This window comes from Pseudoalteromonas sp. XMcav1-K (genome assembly GCF_044005875.1).
Lineage (GTDB): Bacteria > Pseudomonadota > Gammaproteobacteria > Enterobacterales > Alteromonadaceae > Pseudoalteromonas > Pseudoalteromonas spongiae.
Genome location: NZ_JBIPJE010000039.1, coordinates 121,333 through 138,957 on the forward strand (window position 1 = coordinate 121,333; position 17,625 = coordinate 138,957).

At 42.7% G+C, this 17,625-nt stretch carries 20 protein-coding genes; all 20 read left to right on the plus strand.

Annotated features, from left to right (window positions below; translation table 11 throughout):
* Positions 1-31: 31 nt before the first annotated feature.
* Positions 32-1,258 (plus strand): lipase family alpha/beta hydrolase, encoded by a 1,227-nt coding sequence (locus ACHSBP_RS08950; protein WP_395388639.1) that lies wholly within the window; start codon positions 32-34, stop codon positions 1,256-1,258.
* 154 nt (positions 1,259-1,412) lie between these two features.
* Positions 1,413-2,144, plus strand: coding sequence for a beta-ketoacyl synthase chain length factor (locus ACHSBP_RS08955; RefSeq protein WP_395388640.1), 732 nt, complete (start codon positions 1,413-1,415; stop codon positions 2,142-2,144).
* The gene (locus ACHSBP_RS08960) at positions 2,138-2,911 is read left to right on the plus strand and encodes a 1-acyl-sn-glycerol-3-phosphate acyltransferase (RefSeq protein ID WP_010559423.1); all 774 of its coding nucleotides are present in this window, start codon (positions 2,138-2,140) and stop codon (positions 2,909-2,911) included. The genes ACHSBP_RS08955 and ACHSBP_RS08960 overlap by 7 nt, the downstream gene beginning before the upstream one ends.
* Positions 2,904-3,158 (plus strand): phosphopantetheine-binding protein, encoded by a 255-nt coding sequence (locus ACHSBP_RS08965; RefSeq protein ID WP_010559422.1) that lies wholly within the window; start codon positions 2,904-2,906, stop codon positions 3,156-3,158. Before ACHSBP_RS08960 ends, ACHSBP_RS08965 begins: the two co-directional genes overlap by 8 nt.
* A gap of 13 nt (positions 3,159-3,171) precedes the next feature.
* Positions 3,172-3,420, plus strand: coding sequence for an acyl carrier protein (locus ACHSBP_RS08970; protein WP_010559421.1), 249 nt, complete (start codon positions 3,172-3,174; stop codon positions 3,418-3,420).
* Between the two features lie 5 nt (positions 3,421-3,425).
* The gene (locus tag ACHSBP_RS08975) at positions 3,426-4,025 is read left to right on the plus strand and encodes a hypothetical protein (RefSeq protein ID WP_100914961.1); all 600 of its coding nucleotides are present in this window, start codon (positions 3,426-3,428) and stop codon (positions 4,023-4,025) included.
* Between the two features lie 6 nt (positions 4,026-4,031).
* Complete coding sequence (locus ACHSBP_RS08980) at positions 4,032-5,345, plus strand: AMP-binding protein (protein ID WP_395388643.1); 1,314 nt, start codon at positions 4,032-4,034, stop codon at positions 5,343-5,345.
* The gene (locus ACHSBP_RS08985) at positions 5,338-5,694 is read left to right on the plus strand and encodes a thioester dehydrase (RefSeq protein ID WP_138628465.1); all 357 of its coding nucleotides are present in this window, start codon (positions 5,338-5,340) and stop codon (positions 5,692-5,694) included. Before ACHSBP_RS08980 ends, ACHSBP_RS08985 begins: the two co-directional genes overlap by 8 nt.
* Positions 5,695-5,698: 4 nt before the next feature.
* Positions 5,699-6,433 (plus strand): glycosyltransferase family 2 protein, encoded by a 735-nt coding sequence (locus tag ACHSBP_RS08990; RefSeq protein ID WP_395388645.1) that lies wholly within the window; start codon positions 5,699-5,701, stop codon positions 6,431-6,433.
* Between the two features lie 13 nt (positions 6,434-6,446).
* Positions 6,447-7,361: an acyltransferase gene (locus ACHSBP_RS08995; RefSeq protein ID WP_040641709.1), complete on the plus strand. Its 915-nt coding sequence runs from the start codon at positions 6,447-6,449 to the stop codon at positions 7,359-7,361.
* Between the two features lie 13 nt (positions 7,362-7,374).
* Positions 7,375-8,928 (plus strand): histidine ammonia-lyase, encoded by a 1,554-nt coding sequence (hutH, locus tag ACHSBP_RS09000; RefSeq protein ID WP_010559415.1) that lies wholly within the window; start codon positions 7,375-7,377, stop codon positions 8,926-8,928.
* A complete protein-coding gene (locus ACHSBP_RS09005; RefSeq protein WP_010559414.1) occupies positions 8,921-9,352 on the plus strand; it encodes a thioesterase family protein in 432 nt (143 codons plus the stop codon). Before hutH ends, ACHSBP_RS09005 begins: the two co-directional genes overlap by 8 nt.
* The gene (locus ACHSBP_RS09010; protein WP_010559413.1) at positions 9,345-9,884 is read left to right on the plus strand and encodes an outer membrane lipoprotein carrier protein LolA; all 540 of its coding nucleotides are present in this window, start codon (positions 9,345-9,347) and stop codon (positions 9,882-9,884) included. Before ACHSBP_RS09005 ends, ACHSBP_RS09010 begins: the two co-directional genes overlap by 8 nt.
* 1 nt (position 9,885) lies before the next feature.
* Positions 9,886-12,129 (plus strand): MMPL family transporter, encoded by a 2,244-nt coding sequence (locus ACHSBP_RS09015; protein WP_395388647.1) that lies wholly within the window; start codon positions 9,886-9,888, stop codon positions 12,127-12,129.
* Entirely contained in the window at positions 12,126-13,373 is a 1,248-nt protein-coding gene (locus tag ACHSBP_RS09020) for an NAD(P)/FAD-dependent oxidoreductase (protein ID WP_010559411.1), read from the plus strand. Before ACHSBP_RS09015 ends, ACHSBP_RS09020 begins: the two co-directional genes overlap by 4 nt.
* The gene (locus ACHSBP_RS09025; protein WP_010559410.1) at positions 13,355-13,897 is read left to right on the plus strand and encodes a DUF3261 domain-containing protein; all 543 of its coding nucleotides are present in this window, start codon (positions 13,355-13,357) and stop codon (positions 13,895-13,897) included. Before ACHSBP_RS09020 ends, ACHSBP_RS09025 begins: the two co-directional genes overlap by 19 nt.
* Position 13,898: 1 nt before the next feature.
* Positions 13,899-15,074, plus strand: a complete 1,176-nt coding sequence (locus ACHSBP_RS09030) for a beta-ketoacyl-ACP synthase (RefSeq protein ID WP_010559409.1) — start codon at positions 13,899-13,901, stop codon at positions 15,072-15,074.
* A gap of 150 nt (positions 15,075-15,224) precedes the next feature.
* The gene (locus ACHSBP_RS09035) at positions 15,225-15,680 is read left to right on the plus strand and encodes a 3-hydroxylacyl-ACP dehydratase (protein WP_395388649.1); all 456 of its coding nucleotides are present in this window, start codon (positions 15,225-15,227) and stop codon (positions 15,678-15,680) included.
* Entirely contained in the window at positions 15,677-16,402 is a 726-nt protein-coding gene (gene fabG / locus ACHSBP_RS09040; protein ID WP_010559407.1) for a 3-oxoacyl-ACP reductase FabG, read from the plus strand. The genes ACHSBP_RS09035 and fabG overlap by 4 nt, the downstream gene beginning before the upstream one ends.
* Positions 16,402-17,625 carry a beta-ketoacyl-ACP synthase gene (locus tag ACHSBP_RS09045; RefSeq protein ID WP_395388650.1) on the plus strand — a complete coding sequence of 408 codons (1,224 nt, stop codon included), beginning with the start codon at positions 16,402-16,404 and terminating at the stop codon, positions 17,623-17,625. The genes fabG and ACHSBP_RS09045 overlap by 1 nt, the downstream gene beginning before the upstream one ends.

Genomic DNA, 17,625 nt, shown 5'->3' on the forward strand with positions numbered 1-17,625 from the left:
AGTTACGTGTGACTAGCACGAAGGGAATTCGATGAAACATATTTTACGGCTTTGCTGTGTTTTGAGCTTAATTGGCTGTCAGCATTTTCGCCAGGCTAAACAACAATCTCAATTACTCGATAGTGTTGCTGAAATAAATGGCCGAGTTGATTATCAATCTAATGCAGATGGTGGCGAACTCGTAGTTGCTGTATTAAGCCGTAACGACAACACCTTCTCTATTGAGAATCAGAAACTACTTGATAGCAGCGGGCAGTTTAAATTCTACCTAAAACCAGGCACTTATTACGTTGCTGTATACCAAGACAGTAATCACAATTTGACCTACGACGATAGTGAAACAGGCGTTGCTTATGTTGACTCGGTTGGCATGTTACAAGCAATTACGCTTAACGATAAAGCCAAATACAAAGCTAAATCAATTCACTTCGCAAAGCCTGTAAAAAAAGGGTATGCGGTTCAATACAGTGATAATTACAATATTAATAATATCGGCAAGTTAGCGAATTTAGAGCACGCTATGTTTGATGCCCATAATGTTGATATGGGATTTTGGCGGCCGCTTGATTTTCTTGCACAAGTGGAGTCTGGTTTATTTATGTTGTCTCCGTATAACGCTAAAAAAGAGCCGCTTATTCTAGTGCACGGCATGATGGGCAACCCGCGCGAATTTTCCGCTTTAGTTGCGGCGCTTGAAGATTCTAACTATCAAGTGTGGATATTGTATTACCCAAGTGGCGTAGGACTGCATTTGGTTAAAGACTATCTGCTAGAAAGCATTGAGGTTATGCAAAAACGTTACGGTTTTGATGCGGTTTCGGTGTTAGCACACAGCATGGGTGGGCTTATTACCCGAGGTTACGCACTAAGTCATCAAGGTCATGCACGTGACTATAAAATTAACCATTTCATTACGGTAAACAGTCCGTTGTTGGGTATGCAAAGTGCCCGAAAAGGGGTTGAAAGTTCGCCCCTTGTAATTAACTCATGGCGTGATGTTGCAACTAACAGTGACTATGTTAATCAGCTGCATACTCAGACACTGCAGCCAGAAATTAATTATGCTTTGGTATTTTCCTATCAAGACGGTGTAAGTGATGATGGCGTTGTGTCATTAGCCAGTCAAATCCCGCTTAATATTCAGCGTGAAGCAAATCAAATGATGGGCTTTAATGCATCACATGCAGGGGTGTTGAAAGAGCCAAGTTTTATTCATTTTATTATGAGTACGCTGTCAAATTCAGTATCCGCTAACTGAAACATGCTATTAACATGTCGTTAAATACAGTTATTTGAGTTAAAAATAGTCTAAAGTACGCATAAATTTAACATTCTTACGTTTTAGCATTGCTTCTTTAGCGCAGTTTTTTTATAGTTTCGCCTCATTTTCAAACAACATGGACGCACATCACATGAAAATGGTGCTCTCACATTTTAATTATTGGTGTAAAGCTAAGGACGAAGCACAGCTCGCCAACGCAAAAATTGAAATGTTTGATCCAATGAGCAAAAGCCCACAATTGGATTGGGTTCCAGCAATGCAGCGCCGACGACTTAGCCACTATGCAAAAATGGCGTTGTTTGTTGCAGCAAATAGCGCCGAGAAAAGTGGTGCAGAATCGATGCCCGTTGTATTTGCATCGCAACATGGCGACTTTCACCGTACATCAAGTATTTTAAAAGATTTAGCTCACCAAGAAGTGATCAGCCCAACATCGTTTGGCCTATCTGTTCATAATGCAGTCATTGGACTTTATTCGATTTTGACGAATAATCAACAGCCAATGAACAGTATCGCGGCTGGCGAGAACACCCTGCTGATGGCATTAATTGAAGCAAGCATTCAGTTAAATAACCCGAATATATCCGAAGTACTCGTTGTGTATTGCGATCAACCACTACCAGACGATTATGCACGATTTGACGATGTGAATAGTTGTGATTTGGCGTGTGCATTTGTCGTATCTAAAGACAATGAACAGGGTATTACGCTGTCGTTAACTCCTAGCGATACGCCTAACAATACACCGTTACAGGCAAAACAGTTTGTGGAATTTTTAGCGACAAACAAAACTAACGACACGCTTGTGCTCGGTAGTCAAAGTGCATGGCACTTGCATATTGATGAGGTAACGCCTTGTTAACTAAGCTAGGACGCTGCTGGCGCATTGTCGCAACCGGTTTTTGTTTTGCGGTGTTTGGTTTAGGTGGATTGCTAGTTCCGCTAATTGTATTGCCTATTCAGTACCTTATTTATCGTGATGAAGAAAAACGCCGAAAAGCAGCGCGCTATACAGTGCATTTGCTGTTTAAGTTTTTTGTTGGCTTAATGGGCGCATTAGGAATCTTTAAATTCACTATTGCTGATCGAACTAAATTTGCCAATTTAACAGGCAAGTTAGTACTTGCTAATCACCCGACCTTGATTGATGTTGTGGTACTTATTTCACTTATTCCCAATGCAGATTGTGTTGTTAAAGCACATTTATTTAGTAACCCATTTATGCGAGGTGTGATAAAATCCACCGGTTATATAAGCAATGAAAGCCCTGAGGGCTTACTAACGGATTGTGCAGCATCACTTGCTGCGGGAAATAACTTGATCGTGTTTCCCGAGGGCACTCGTACGACACCTGGTCAAGCGTTAAAATTTAAACGAGGCGCGGCAAATATCGCACTGCGCTGTCGTGCTGATATCGTTTCGGTGTTAATTCATGTTGCACCGTCAACGTTAACCAAGTCAGAAATGTGGTACGAAGTGGCGCCTACGCAGGCTAAATTTGATCTCGCAATGACGAAACAACAATTGCAATTACCCAGTTTTGAAGCGTCGAAATTGACGCAGCATGCGCGTAGTTTTACGCGCGATATGCAGGCATTTTTTCAAGGAGAATTAGATAGCTATGAGTGATTTAAAAATTAAAATCAAGAAGCTCATTATTGAATCATTAGATTTAGAAGATATTACCGTTGATGATATTAACGACAGCGAACCACTTTTTATTGATGGTTTGGGCCTTGATAGCATTGATGCGCTAGAGCTTGGCCTAGCGATTAAAAAAGAGTTTGATATTAAAATTGACGCAAACTCAGAAGAAACAAAGCAGCATTTTGCATCGGTTGATGCGTTAGCAGCGTTTATTGAACAAAACGCATAACAGCGGGTAGGGTATGAAAACACAACAAGAAATCTTCGCAGTATTAACTGATATCTTGGTGGAAGAATTTGAAATAGATCAAGACGATATTTCGCTTGAGGCAAACCTTTATCAAGATTTAGATCTCGACAGTATTGATGCCGTTGATCTGGTAGTGAAATTGCGTGAAATCACAGGGCAAAAGATTGATCCTGAAGCGTTTAAGCAAGTACGCACTGTAGAAGATGTGGTAAACGAAGTAAGCAAGTTGGTTTCAGCGTAAAACACATGATAAAAGCAATACTGAATACAGTATTCATTGTATTATTACTGGCCTACCCAGTGCTTATTTATTTTGGCCTGCAGTATGCGAGTATTTCCAGTATTGCACCTGTTTTACTCATCGCCATTGTTGGTCGCTATGTATTTACACGGGCGGCCAGTAGCACCATGCCATGGCTTTTACCGGCAACGGTATTAGGCAGCGTATGTGTTGCATTGGCGTGGTTACTTGATAACAGCAAGGTTACTTTGTTTTACCCTGTGCTTATATCAGGCACTATGCTTGTCACGTTTGCGTATTCATTGTTCAAAGGGCCTACGGTGATAGAAACCTTTGCGCTACTCGATGAAAAACGTAAAAGCAAAGACAAGCAAAATGTAACATTACCAGAACATGTTATTGCTTATACGCGAAATGTCACCAAAGTGTGGTGCCTATTCTTTAGCATTAATATTGCACTTGCATGTTACACCATATACCTTGGAGATATTGCGCTTTGGACGCTATACAACGGATTGATTGCGTACATTTTAATGGGCGTACTAATGGCAGGTGAGTTACTTGTTCGTCATGTTGTAAAGCAGCGTCATGAGCTTGAGCATTAAATTAGTATGCATACAACCAGCCCTTCGATTTTAGATAGAGATATCTGTGCTAATGCGGTAACGGCACTTGCCAATCAATTACGCTTGTTTAAACAGCAAACCGGTGCGCAGTCTTTGGTGTTATACCATGCTGCAAGTGATGTGTTTTTGGTACGTTTGCTCGCGGCCGCACATGCAGGTTTTGATGTTATATTTCCAGCCAACGGACAGCCAGAGAATATCCAGATCGCCAGTGAAAATGCTGACTATGTGTTGGTAGATGAATTTAGTGGCGACAAACACCTTTCGCTTGACTCCCTTAGTTTCACGGAATCGTTACAGCAATCTGCCAATGCGTTAATGCTGCCAGAATCTGGAAAACTTACATTTTATACGTCGGGCTCAACAGGTTACGGTAAGCCTGTGGTAAAGTCTTGGCAGCATATTAATGCTGAGCTTACAAATTTGTGTAATACCTTTGAATTTGATTCTGATTGCCAAATCGTTGCGACGGTATCTCATCAGCACATTTATGGACTGCTATTTAAATTATTTTGGCCGTTACGTGCTAATTACACAGTAAACCTCACATTTGTTGAATTTCCTGAACAATTACGCGCGTTAGTCGCGACACAGCCTTCGGTTATTATTACCAGTCCCGCATTTATTGACCGCCTTATACGCGACAATGTATGTGTTTCAGTTAAACACAATATTGCGGGAGTATTTTCATCAGGCGGACCGCTTAGCGACAACAGTGCAGTGACCTTGTTTCAGCAATTGGGCGTTGCGGCGACGCAAATATATGGCAGCACTGAAACGGGCGGCATTGCGTATCGCCAAGTCTCTGAGTTTAAAACTGAACCATGGCAGTGCTTTGACGGTATAACGGTATCAAAGCATCAGCAGCAGCTGGCAGTTAAATCGCCTTATTTTGATGATGCAATGTTTGTCACTCAAGATTGTGGTGAGATTTTAGAAGACGGGCGCTTTAGTTTGTCAGGCCGCTTAGACCGCACCATTAAACTTGAAGAAAAACGCGTTAATTTAGATGCACTTGAGCGTGTATTAAGCGAGGATAGTGCGATTACCCAGTGTAAAGTGGTTTTGTTAACGCAAGGATTTCGCCAGCAACTTGGATTAGTTGCACAATTGTCTGCCGCTGGGCTTGGCGAATTGAATAAAAACGGTAAACTAGCGCTCAATAAGCGCTTAAAGCAAGTACTTGCTGGGCAGTTTGAGGCGGTGTGCATGCCACGTAAATTTCGTTATGTGGATGAGTTGCCAGTTAACAGCCAAGGTAAATACGTATTTGCAGAATTGGAGAAGTTATTTGACTAAGTTACAAGAATCATTACCAGAAGTACGCGCCGTTGAAGAGCAAGACGATACGGTAAAACTCACTCTTTGGGTTGACGGTAGTTTAGATTATTTTAACGGTCACTTTCCACAAGCACCGATTTTAGCCGGTGTTGTACAGTTAGATTGGGCAGTAAAATACGCACAGCAATACTTTTCGCTAAGTTCTGCGCTGGTTGATTCTGTAGAAGTATTGAAGTTTCAAGTGGTGATTGTTGCAAATTCAGAGGTTGAGCTGACTCTCACCAAGAAAAACGACAACAAATTTACCTTTAGTTTTCACTCAGAACATGGTCAGCATTCATCTGGCCGCGTAGTGGTGCACAGCTAACATTATGCACGCGTGTATTGTTATTCCAAATTATAATCATGTTGCTGTGATTGAATCGGTTCTAACGGAGTTAAGTGCCCTCGATTTACCGATTATTATGGTAAATGACGGTTCAACAGCGGATGCGAGCGCTGTCATGCGTCAATGTGAGTCTCAGTTTCCGTTATTAACGTTGATTGAACACAGTGAAAATCAGGGCAAAGGTGGCGCGGTACAAACGGGTTTACTAACCGCCGATAAATTGGGTTATAGCCACGCAATACAAGTTGATGCCGACGGTCAACACGACCTAACCGATATTCAAACCTTAATCTACCTTGGCAAAAAGTATCCCGACAGCGTCATAAGCGGCCAGCCCATATATGATGAATCTGTACCGAAAGTGCGTTTATACAGTCGTTACATTACTCATTTTTGGGTGTGGATTGAAACCTTATCGTTCAGTATAAAAGATTCAATGTGTGGCTTTCGCTGTTATCCAGTGAAAGAAACGGCGGCACTGCTGCGTGATAAGCAGCTTGGCAAGCGCATGGATTTTGATATTGAAATCATGGTGCGCCTATTCTGGCGTGGTATGCCAAGTCGGTTTATGCCAACGAAAGTTATCTACCCAGAAGGCGGTAGCTCACACTTTCGCGCATTTGAAGATAACGTGCTAATCAGCTGGATGCACACACGCTTGTTTTTCGGCATGTTACCACGCATTCCATTACTGCTTTGGAGAAAACTGCGTGGCTAAACATTGGTCGACAATGCAAGAGCGTGGTACCTTGCTTGGCATGCGCATTTTACTGGGCTTTTATCGCTTGGTTGGGCGTCGTGTATTGTGGTTAATGTTGTTTCCCGTGGTGTTTTATTTTTACTGCACAGGTAAAACGCAACGTGCGGCGAGCATCGCGTTTTTAAACCAAGTGGCTCAGCATAACAATCAGCCAGTCAAAGCTGGTTTTTGGCAAGGGTTAAAACATTTTTGCAAATTTGCTGATTCAGCGTTTGATAAAATTGACGCGTGGCTTGGCAAAATCTCACTCGACGCCATTCAATATCAAAATCATGAAGAATTTGCTGAATTACAAAAAAGTAAGCAAGGCGCCATTTTCATTGGCTCTCATTTAGGTAATTTGGAAGTATGTAGGGCGCTCAGTCAAGGCCGTTACGCAGTAACTATAAACGTTTTAGTGTTTACCCATCATGCAGTTGAATTTAATAAGGTGCTGCAACAAATCAATGCCGATGCCAAAGTAAATCTCATCCAAGTTACGGACATGAGCCCAACCTTGGCGATTTTACTGAAACAAAAAATTGATGATGGCGAAGTAATAGTGATTGTTGGTGACCGCACTAGCTCAAGCGTCGCTGGCAGGGTAAACTATTGTAATTTCATGGGTAAACCAGCACCGTTTTCACAAGGGCCATTTATTCTTGCGAGTTTACTCGAATGCCCGGTGTATTATTTATTTTGTTTAAAAGCGCATAACCGCTATTTAGTTATTTTTGAAAAAGTTGCGGATAAGTTAAAGTTTAGCCGTAAAACACGACAGCAGGATCTACAAACAACAATTCAGCATTTTTCAGATCGTCTGAGTTTTTTTGCGAGTCAGTATCCTTACCAATGGTTTAATTTTTATGATTTTTGGACTGACGACAGTAAAGTCAGCCGAGATTAGTTCGGAGTAAGAAGTGATTAATCAACAGCAAACAGGGCCACTGACATTCGGCCAAGGACCGCTTTCAATTGAAGATATTGTCGCGATAGCAAAAGGACACACACAGGCTAAGCTGTCGAATGATACCGGATTTACTCAACGCATTGACGCAGGCGTTGCCTTTTTAGATAAATTACTCGCAGAAGACGGAGTAATTTACGGTGTAACAACTGGATACGGCGATTCCGTAACGCGCGCCGTACCCCTATCGCTAGTAAATGAATTACCACTGCATTTAACGCGTTTTCACGGCTGTGGTTTAGGCGATGTATTTTCGAAAGAGCAGGGCCGCGCAATACTCGCGACCCGATTAAACTCTTTAGCACAAGGTTACTCGGGTGTTAGCTGGGATATGCTGACGCTGTTAAAAGAATACCTAAACCACGATGTTGTGCCTGTTATTCCACAAGAAGGTTCAGTGGGCGCAAGTGGTGATTTAACCCCACTTTCATACGTTGCCGGTGCCTTAGTTGGCGAACGCGATGTGTATTTTAATGGTGAAGTGGCAAATAGTGGCGATGTGATGAAAGCCCTCAACCTAACGCCGCTTACGTTAAGACCTAAAGAAGGCTTGGCGATTATGAATGGTACGGCGGTGATGACAGCTCTTGCATGTCTTGCTTACGACCGCGCCGAATACCTTGTCAAACTTGCGACTCGCCTTACGTCACTTGCGAGCTTAGGGTTAATGGGAAATTCACACCATTTCGATGATATTTTATTCTCGGTAAAACCGCATGCAGGGCAACAACAAGTGGCGGCTTGGATCCGTGACGACCTAAATTATCATACTCACCCGCGCAATGCCGACCGTCTACAAGACCGTTATTCTATTCGCTGTGCGCCGCACATTATTGGCGTGCTAGCAGATACCTTACCTTGGTTACGTCAGTTAATTGAAAACGAGCTAAACTCGGCAAACGATAACCCAATTATTGATGGTATTGGTGAACACGTGTTGCACGGAGGTCATTTTTACGGTGGCCATATTGCAATGGCAATGGATACGCTGAAAACGGCGGTTGCTAACTTAGCTGATTTAGCCGACCGTCAAATTGCGTCATTAGTTGATAGTAAGTTTAACAATGGCTTGCCAAGTAACTTATCAAATGGCGACCCAGAGCGTCAGTACATTAACCATGGTTTTAAAGCTGTGCAAATTGGCGCATCTGCATATACTGCTGAAGCGTTAAAACTAACAATGCCGGCAAGTGTATTCTCTCGTTCTACTGAATGTCATAACCAAGATAAAGTGAGCATGGGCACCATTGCAGCGCGTGACGCACTGCGCGTTATTCAATTAACAGAGCAAGTATTAGCAAGTACGTTGTTAGCGTCAATTCAAGCATTACGTATTCGTAAAGAGCGCGGCGAAGTTGATGCCGACAGTCTTGCCAATGGATTAACCGAAATGTATCAAGACATTACTGGTTATTTCCCGAATCTTGATGAAGACCGCCCGCTTGAGCGTACTTTGCGTGACACAGTCGATGCAATTCAACAGCAGAAATGGAAGTTATATGAATAGTCGAGATGCGCTATTAACTACGCAGGTTGAAATTGATGTACCGTTCCACGATTGCGACCCAATGCAAGTGGTGTGGCATGGTAACTATGCCCGTTACTTTGAGGTAGCACGTTGTGAACTGTTGCGCTTGTTTGATTACGATTATGATGAAATGGCAGCCTCTGGCTTTATGTGGCCGATCATCGATATGCGTTGTAAATACATCAAACCTGCGCGTTTTCGCCAAGTGATTGTAGTAACTGCGTATTTAAAAGAATACGAAAACCGCATAAAAATTGATTATGTGATCAGCTGTAAAGAAACTGGCGAAAAGCTTACAAAAGGTTATTCGGTTCAGGTTGCGGTGGGCATTAGTGATGGTGAAATGCAGTATGTGAGCCCGCCAGCACTGATTGAAAAACTATCAAAGGTGTTAGATGCGTAGCGCATTGTTAGTTTGTATTGCGTTTGTGGCGTTTTTTGCAAACGCAAATACCACGCTTGTTGATGCGTTTAGTGAGCTAAAGCTTGTTAATCAGAGCAAGGTTAGTGGACAATTTGAGCAACACAAAAAAATTAAAGTGTTAAAAAACAGTATTGTTTCCGCTGGTAGCTTTAGTGCCGATCAAAGCGGCTTTGTGTGGCAGCAAAAAACACCGATTGCTTCAACAATCCGCATGGATGAACAAGGCATTTACAGCAAAGATCATCGCGGAAATGAAAGCCAAATGACGAATGCTGATCTTTATATTCCGCTGCTACAAGCCTTGTTATTGCAAGATCCGGTTAAGTTGTCTGACTATTTACAGGTTCAATCGGTGGCAGATAATTGCATAAACTTGTCGGCAAATGAGCCGCTTGACCAAGTGTTTAGTGCGGTAAAACTGTGTGGAACAGGCACCATCTCGCGAATTGTGCTCAGTGAGCAAGCGGGGCATACCACTGAGATCAATTTAACCTATGCCGCGGCTAATTAAGTTGAATTCTCACAGAATTTCCATCACGCTTGCCTTTGTTGTGATTGCTGCGTTGTTTTGTGCAATTATCGCAAAGCAGTTTACCAGCGGCGACACACAGTTTAGCAGTGATATTTTAGCAGTGGTGCCACAATCTGATGTAATTACGTCTCCTGCGATTACGCAAGCGAAGGCAATTATACAGCAGCGCTCATCAGGGCAGCTGGTGTTTAGTAGTGGCAACAAACACGCGTTACTGGCGTTTAAGCAAAGGCTAGAGAAAAATGCTGCGCTGACTTACATACCACCACCTGATATTAAGCTCGACGAAGTGGTGGCGTTTTACTCCCGTTATCCAGGCAGTTTAATGTCGAGCAGTTATCCTAGCCAACTGTCAGAACCCAGTGAATTACTCAATTACACTTTGGCAGAATTAACCAAGCCAGACAGTACTTTAAGTGCAAGCTCGCTATCGAGCGACCCAACATTAGCATTGGCAAGTTTTCTAAATGGCGTGTCGCATACGGGCAGTATGGGGCAGCAAGATGGCTTGTTTAAAGTTCAGCTGTCACGGTCGCAACAACAGATTTTTGCCGCGGATGACGCGCACAAAACCTTTTATCTTGCGCGTTTTATGCTAACTGAAAACGGCGCAGACTTTTCGCAAAATATCGCATTAACGCAACAAATTACCGGTTTAATTAGCCAGTTTGAGGCTGAATATAACAGCCGGATTTATTTCTCAGGCTTTGCCTTTCATGGCAGTGAAAATGCGCAACAAGCAGAATACGAAATTTCGACATTTGGCATTATTAGCTTGGTTGCAGTGGTGTTGCTTGTACTCGTATTTTTTAGAAATTTAATTGTTATTGGGCTGATGCTGGTGACAATTTCAAACGCCTGCATTTGGGGTATGGCCGCGCTGGTATTAGTATTCGATAACATTGAATTGATTGGTTTAGTGTTTTCAGTGACCTTAATTGGCGTCGCCATAGATTACTTATTCCATGTGCTGTGCGCGGAAAAAAACACTATTACAACGAGCTTGGTTCTTGGCTTTGTAACAACTGCCGCAGGTTATGCACTTTATAGCTTTTCACCAATGGCCTTATTACAACAAGTCGCAGTGTTTATGATTTTTGGTCTGCTTGGTGCGCTTGTGTTTTCTCTTTTTTGTCAGTATGCGCTTGATCTTAAGCTTAAAAAACCGCGTATTGCTTGGGCGAATGTGTTAATGCTATTGAACCGTGAAAAAGCGAAGTTATTGGCAGTATTAGTTGTATTTTTCTCCCTTGGCTTTTTAGTAAAACCGATTGTGCATCAAGATGACGTGGCTGTTTTGAGTAATACAAGTGAGACACTTAAACATAATGAAATGTTTAACCTCACTTTACTTGGCCAAAGTAATAAGCACCACTTTTTATTGACTGCTGACTCCATGCAGTCGGCGCTTGAAAAACAAGAGACGGTAGTTAAATGGTTGGAAAAAAACGCCAATCAGGTTGAAGTAAACAGTTTGGCAAATTACTTGCCGTCACTAAATGCGCAGCAAACTACCTACACCTTACTACAAAATAAAGTAGTGGCGGGTCACTATACTGAGGTGAGTAATTCGCTTGGTATTAATGTGGGGGTTGAGCAATATTCGCCATTAACGGTGAGCGAATTTAAACAGTCGCCACTTAAGCAGCTGTTACCGCTTCATTTAGTGTTTGAAGATGTGCACAATGCGGTGCTTTGGTTTAATGTTGACACATTAACGAGTGATACCCTGAATGAATTATTAAACGAACATGGAGATTTCTTGCATTTACTTGATAAACGTCAAGAAATTTCAGATGCATTAGGTCATTATCGCTCTACAGTAATGGGACTTATGGCATTAAGTGCAGTGGTTGCAATGCTCGTTATGGCACTGCGTTTTGACTTGGTTACGGCGTTATTGTCAGGGCTAATCATTGGTTTAGTGACGCTGTGTGCATTGTTACTCTCGAGTTGGATACAAGGTGCGGTGAATTTATTTAATTACCTCGCAACAATTTTAATTTTAGCGCTGGCAATTGATTATCTAATTTTTTATCGTAGTAAAGGCTTGTGCCAAAGTAACTTGCAGGCAATAAGTTTATCATTATGTTCATCATGTTTGGTGTTTGGCATATTAATATTGAGTAAAACACCGGCTGTTTTTAGTTTTGGTTTAACCTTAGTTATCGGGTTAGTGAGCCTTTACCTATTGGCTCCCTGTATTGTCAAGGAAAGGAAATGAAGGTAGAAAAAGTTGATGTAGTTGTAATTGGTGCAGGTCCTTCAGGCGCAGTTGCAAGTAGTTTATTAAATAAACAAGGAAAAAAGGTTGTCGTGCTTGAGCGTGAAACATTCCCACGCTTTTCAATTGGCGAGAGCTTATTACCTCAGTGCATGACCTATTTAGCTGAAGCTGGCTTAGTTGATAGTTTAAATTCACAAGCGGATGCACTTGGCTTTCAGTTTAAAAATGGTGCCGCATTTGAAAAATCAGGCGAACACACCTTTTTCGACTTTACCGATAAATTTACCGAAGGACCGGGTACTACGTTTCAAGTAAAACGTGCAGACTTTGATAAATTACTTGCCGATGGTGCAGCGCAGCAAGGGGTTACAATTCGTTATCGTCATACTGTAATTGAAGTGACTGAACACGCAGATTTTATGCGTTTAATTGTGATTGACCAAAGCGGTGAAACCTACACGGTTGAGGCAAAATTTGTATTAGACGCAAGCGGCTTTGGTCGCGTGTTACCGCGTTTACTCGATTTAGAAAAACCGTCAAAATTCCCGGTGCGCAGTTCTTATTTCACGCATGTTGAAGACAATATTGATGATGCTAACTTTGATCGCAATAAAATTCTAATTACTGTTCATCCAGAGCATTCAGATGTGTGGTATTGGTTAATTCCATTTTCAGATGGTACGGCAAGTATTGGTGTAGTAATTGAGCCTGAAAAAGTTGTGGCAGCTGAGCGCGAACACCAAGAGATTTTGTTTGATTATATCAATCAAGTACCCAACTTATCTCAATTACTAAAAAATGCCAAAGCGATTGCACCTGCGCGCCAAATTAAAGGCTATTCAGCGGACGTAACACGTTTACATGGCGAGCGTTTTGCACTGTTAGGCAATGCTGGTGAGTTCCTAGATCCTGTATTTTCAAGTGGCGTAACCATTGCACTTCGCTCTGCGTGTTTAATTGCACCTGTGGTAAATGATTTGCTCGATGGCAAAGAAGTAGATCTTGCTACACAATATGCAGATCCGCTTAAGCAAGGTGTTGATTGCTTTAAAACCTTTGTTACCGCGTGGTATGACGGTCGTTTCCAAGACGTTATCTTCCATAAAGAGCAAGATCCGCAAATCAGACAAATGGTATGCTCAATTCTTGCTGGTTATGCGTGGGATACAAGTAATCCATACGTTGCGCATAGCGAGCGTCGTTTAGATGTATTAGCGAAGTTATGCAAAGAGTATCAGTAACCTTACTAATACTGTGTTTATTGGTAGTAGGTTGTTCAAGTGCACACCGTATTGATACGGTGTCGCTTGATCACGAAATTCACTATAAATTACAAGCAGTACCTGAAAGTTGGCCAAAAATGTCTGCATTGCAATTGGTCACAGTAACACGGGGTGATGAGGAAAATACCTTGTTGTTACAAAGCGAACGTTCCGAGCAGCAACTCAATTTAGTTGCGCTAACAGCGCAAGGAATAAGTTTATTCTCATTATCGCTGTTCAAAGACGGTAATTATCACGTTGAAAACCATTTACCCGGCATTAATTTGTACCCAAGCCATATGCTAGCCGATATGCAATTGGCAACATGGCCGCTTACAAATGTAAAGCAAGGGCTACTTGGTGCATCCATTACGCAGCAGCAAGACGCACGCATTATTAGCGACCTAAATGGCGAGGTAATGCGCATTCGCTACACAGACACCACTACGACAATTACCCACATGCGTCGTCACTACACAATCACTATCGAAGAGATAAACTAATATGGCAATCGGTTTAAATGACTTAGGGCTTGTTTGTAGCCTAGGCGACAGTAAGCAAAGTGTGATGGCAGCACTGTCAAACAGTGAATTATCACCGCCGCAATTACTGACCAAATTTGATAAACCGGGCAATGACGGAACTGAATTTTTTGTCGGTGCTGTAAGCGCAACGTTACCAGAAATTTGCGAACCACATTTTAATACGCGCAATAATCAATTGTTGTTAACCGCGTTCAAACAAATTGAGCAAACATTTTCAGCGCTAACAAAACAATTTGAAAAACAACGTATTGCCATTGTTTTAGGCACCAGCACTAGCGCTATTAGTGAAGGCGAAAGCGCCTATCAGCAATTTACAGATGCGGGTGATTACCCAGCGCATTTTAATTATCGTCAGCAAGAATTACACGCGCCAAGTGAATATTTAGCGCATATTACGGGTGCGAGTGGCCCTTGTTACACCATTTCAACAGCCTGTAGCTCAAGCGGTAAAGCATTAGTCAGTGCGCGCGGTTTAATTGAATCGGGTATCGCAGATGTGGTGCTTTGTGGCGGCGTAGATAGTTTATGTAAAATGACCTTAAATGGTTTTAAAGCGCTTGAATCGACCGCAGCTGAATACTGTAAACCGTTTCACAGCGAGCGTGATGGTATTAATATTGGCGAGGCAGCGGCACTTTTTGTGATGAGTAAACAGCCTGCTACTGTGCGTTTATGTGGTGCAGGTGAAAGCTCTGATGCGTATCATGTTTCAGCGCCTGAACCGTCTGGCCGTGGTGCGATTGCAAGCATGACGAAAGCCTTGCAAGACGCAGGTATCGATGCCAAAGAGATTGGTTACATTAACGCCCATGGTACCGGCACACCGAAAAACGATGAAATGGAAGCGAATGCCATTCATACTCTTGGTTTTGATTGTTTAGTGAGTTCAACCAAAGGTGTTACCGGTCATACGCTTGGTGCGGCTGGGGCATTGGAAGCGGGGATCTGTTGGTTGCTACTAAGTGATTTCAATAAAGGCGAGATTATTCCTGCCAATTACCCCGTAGCGGAACTGGATGAAAAACTTTCGCCAATTAGACTCGCAGCATCGAATTCTTCTGGTAAAATACGCTTTTGTTTATCCAACTCGTTTGCGTTTGGTGGCAATAATGTGTCACTTGTTTTTGGTAATTAGCGCATCAACGGAAAAACACCGAATTAAAAATGTAACGCTAGGCACCTGTGCTAATTACTAAGTGCCAGCGCAAGTAAACTCGATTAAGTGCTCACGCCCTATTTGGGCGTTGTTTATTTTGCACCCTTAATCCGAAACTTAGGTTAATTCATGACACATTATTCGATTGAAGCGGTGCTTCCTCACGCCGACCCAATGATCTTACTCACTCGCTTGGTGAGCTATGATCAAGACTCTGCAGTTTGCGAGGTCGATATCTCTGCACAATCAGCGTTTTTTAACGAACAAACTCAATCAGTTGCAAGTTACATTGGTACTGAATATATGGCACAATCTATCGCAGCATACGCAGGTGCTTTAGCACTCGATGACAATGCTGCGGTTAAAATTGGATTTTTAATTGGTTCGCGTAAATATAAGACATTTACTCCTGAGTTTACGCTAGGGCAGACGTTAGCTGTTTCGGTTAAAAAACTGTTTCAAGAAGAAACAGGATTAAGTGTATTTGAATGCCAAATTCTGCATGCAGATACGGTTCTTGCTGAAGCTAAAATCAATGTCTTTCAACCAGAAGATCCTGTGCAGTTTTTAAAGGAACAACAATGACAAAACGTGTATTAGTAACTGGCTCAAGTCGCGGAATTGGCAAGGCCATCGCATTAAGATTGGCCGAAGACGGATTCGATATTACGCTTCATTGCCGCAGTGGCATTGACGCGGCAATGCAAGTAAAAGAACAAATAGAAGCACTTGGCCGTCACGTTAGCCTTGTTCAATTTGACGTATGTGACCGTAAAAAAACGCAGCAAGCATTGCTTGCGGATGTCGAAGCCCATGGAGCGTATTATGGCGTTGTCTGCAATGCCGGTGTAACACGCGATACTGCCTTTCCTGCAATGACAGGTGAAGAGTGGGATGAAGTATTAACCACAGGATTAGATGGTTTTTACAACGTAGTGCAACCTTTGGTGATGCCGATGATCCAAACTCGTAAAGGCGGCCGCATTATCACTATGGCGTCGGTATCGGGCATTGCAGGTAACCGTGGTCAGGTTAACTATAGCGCAGCAAAAGCGGGTTTAATTGGTGCAACTAAGGCACTGGCGCTGGAAGTCGCAAAACGTAAAATTACAGTAAATTGCGTCGCACCGGGTTTAGTTGCAACCGATATGGTTGATGATTTACCAGTCGATGAGATTTTAAAAATGGTACCTATGCGCCGTATGGCAGAGCCAAAAGAAGTGGCGGGTACAGTGGCATTTTTAATGTCAGATGACGCTGCCTATATTACGCGTCAGGTTATTTCGGTAAATGGTGGGTTAGTTTAGTGAAACGCGTTGTTGTAACAGGAATGTCTGCGATTACTGCACTAGGCGATGATTGGCAAACGTTTAAAAGTGCCTTAAAAACAGGTGAAAACGCAGTAGAGACAATGCCAGATTGGACATTTATTAATGGCTTAAATACCAATTTGGGCGCGCCAGTGAAGCATTTTGAAAAGCCTAAGCATTATTCACGCAAAAAGATCCGTTCAATGGGACGGGTATCACTTATGGCAACGCGCGCAACAGAATTAGCTTTAGAACAAGCTGGCCTTTTAGAGCACCCATCGTTAACGAATGGCGATACAGGTATCGCGTACGGCTCATCAATTGGCTCTACTGCGCCGCTTATTCCATTTGGCCGCATGATGGACAGTGGCGAAATGACGGGTGTGACAGCAACGAGTTATATTCAAATGATGGCCCATACCGCGCCAGTTAACGTGGGCGTATTTTTTGGTTTAAAAGGCCGTGTTATTACGACAAGCTCGGCATGTACATCAGGCTCACAAGGTTTGGGCTATGCTTTTGAGGCGATTAAATTTGGTCGTCAAAAGCTAATGGTGGCAGGTGGCGCAGAAGAGCTGTGTGTAACCGAAGCCGCAGTATTTGATACCTTGTACGCAACCAGCTGCAAAAATGACACGCCAAAACAAACCCCACGCCCGTTTGATAAAGATCGTGATGGCCTAGTGATTGGTGAAGGTGCATGTACCTTTATTTTAGAAGAGTTAGAACACGCACAAGCGCGTGGCGCACATATTATTGCCGAAATTGTTGGCTTTGGCTGTAATTCAGACGGGCAACATGTAACCCAACCAACCAGCGAAACCATGCAAGTGGCGATTGAGCAAGCAATTGCTGAGGCAGGTATAGAAAAATCTCAAATTGGTTATGTGAATGCTCACGGCACATCAACTGACCGTGGTGACATTGCTGAATCTCACGCAACTTTCAATGCGTTAGGTAAGGTGCCGATTAGTTCGTTAAAGAGTTATTTAGGACACACCTTAGGTGCGTGCGGTGCTATTGAAGCGTGGGCGAGCATTCATATGATGCAAGACAATTGGTTTGGTGGCACGACGAACTTAGATAATGTCGACCCAGAATGTGCGCCACTCGATTACTTAAGTGTAGAGGGGCGAGAAATTAACACCGATTACGTGATGAGTAACAACTTTGCGTTTGGTGGGATCAATACCTCGTTAATCTTCAAACGCTGGTCGTAA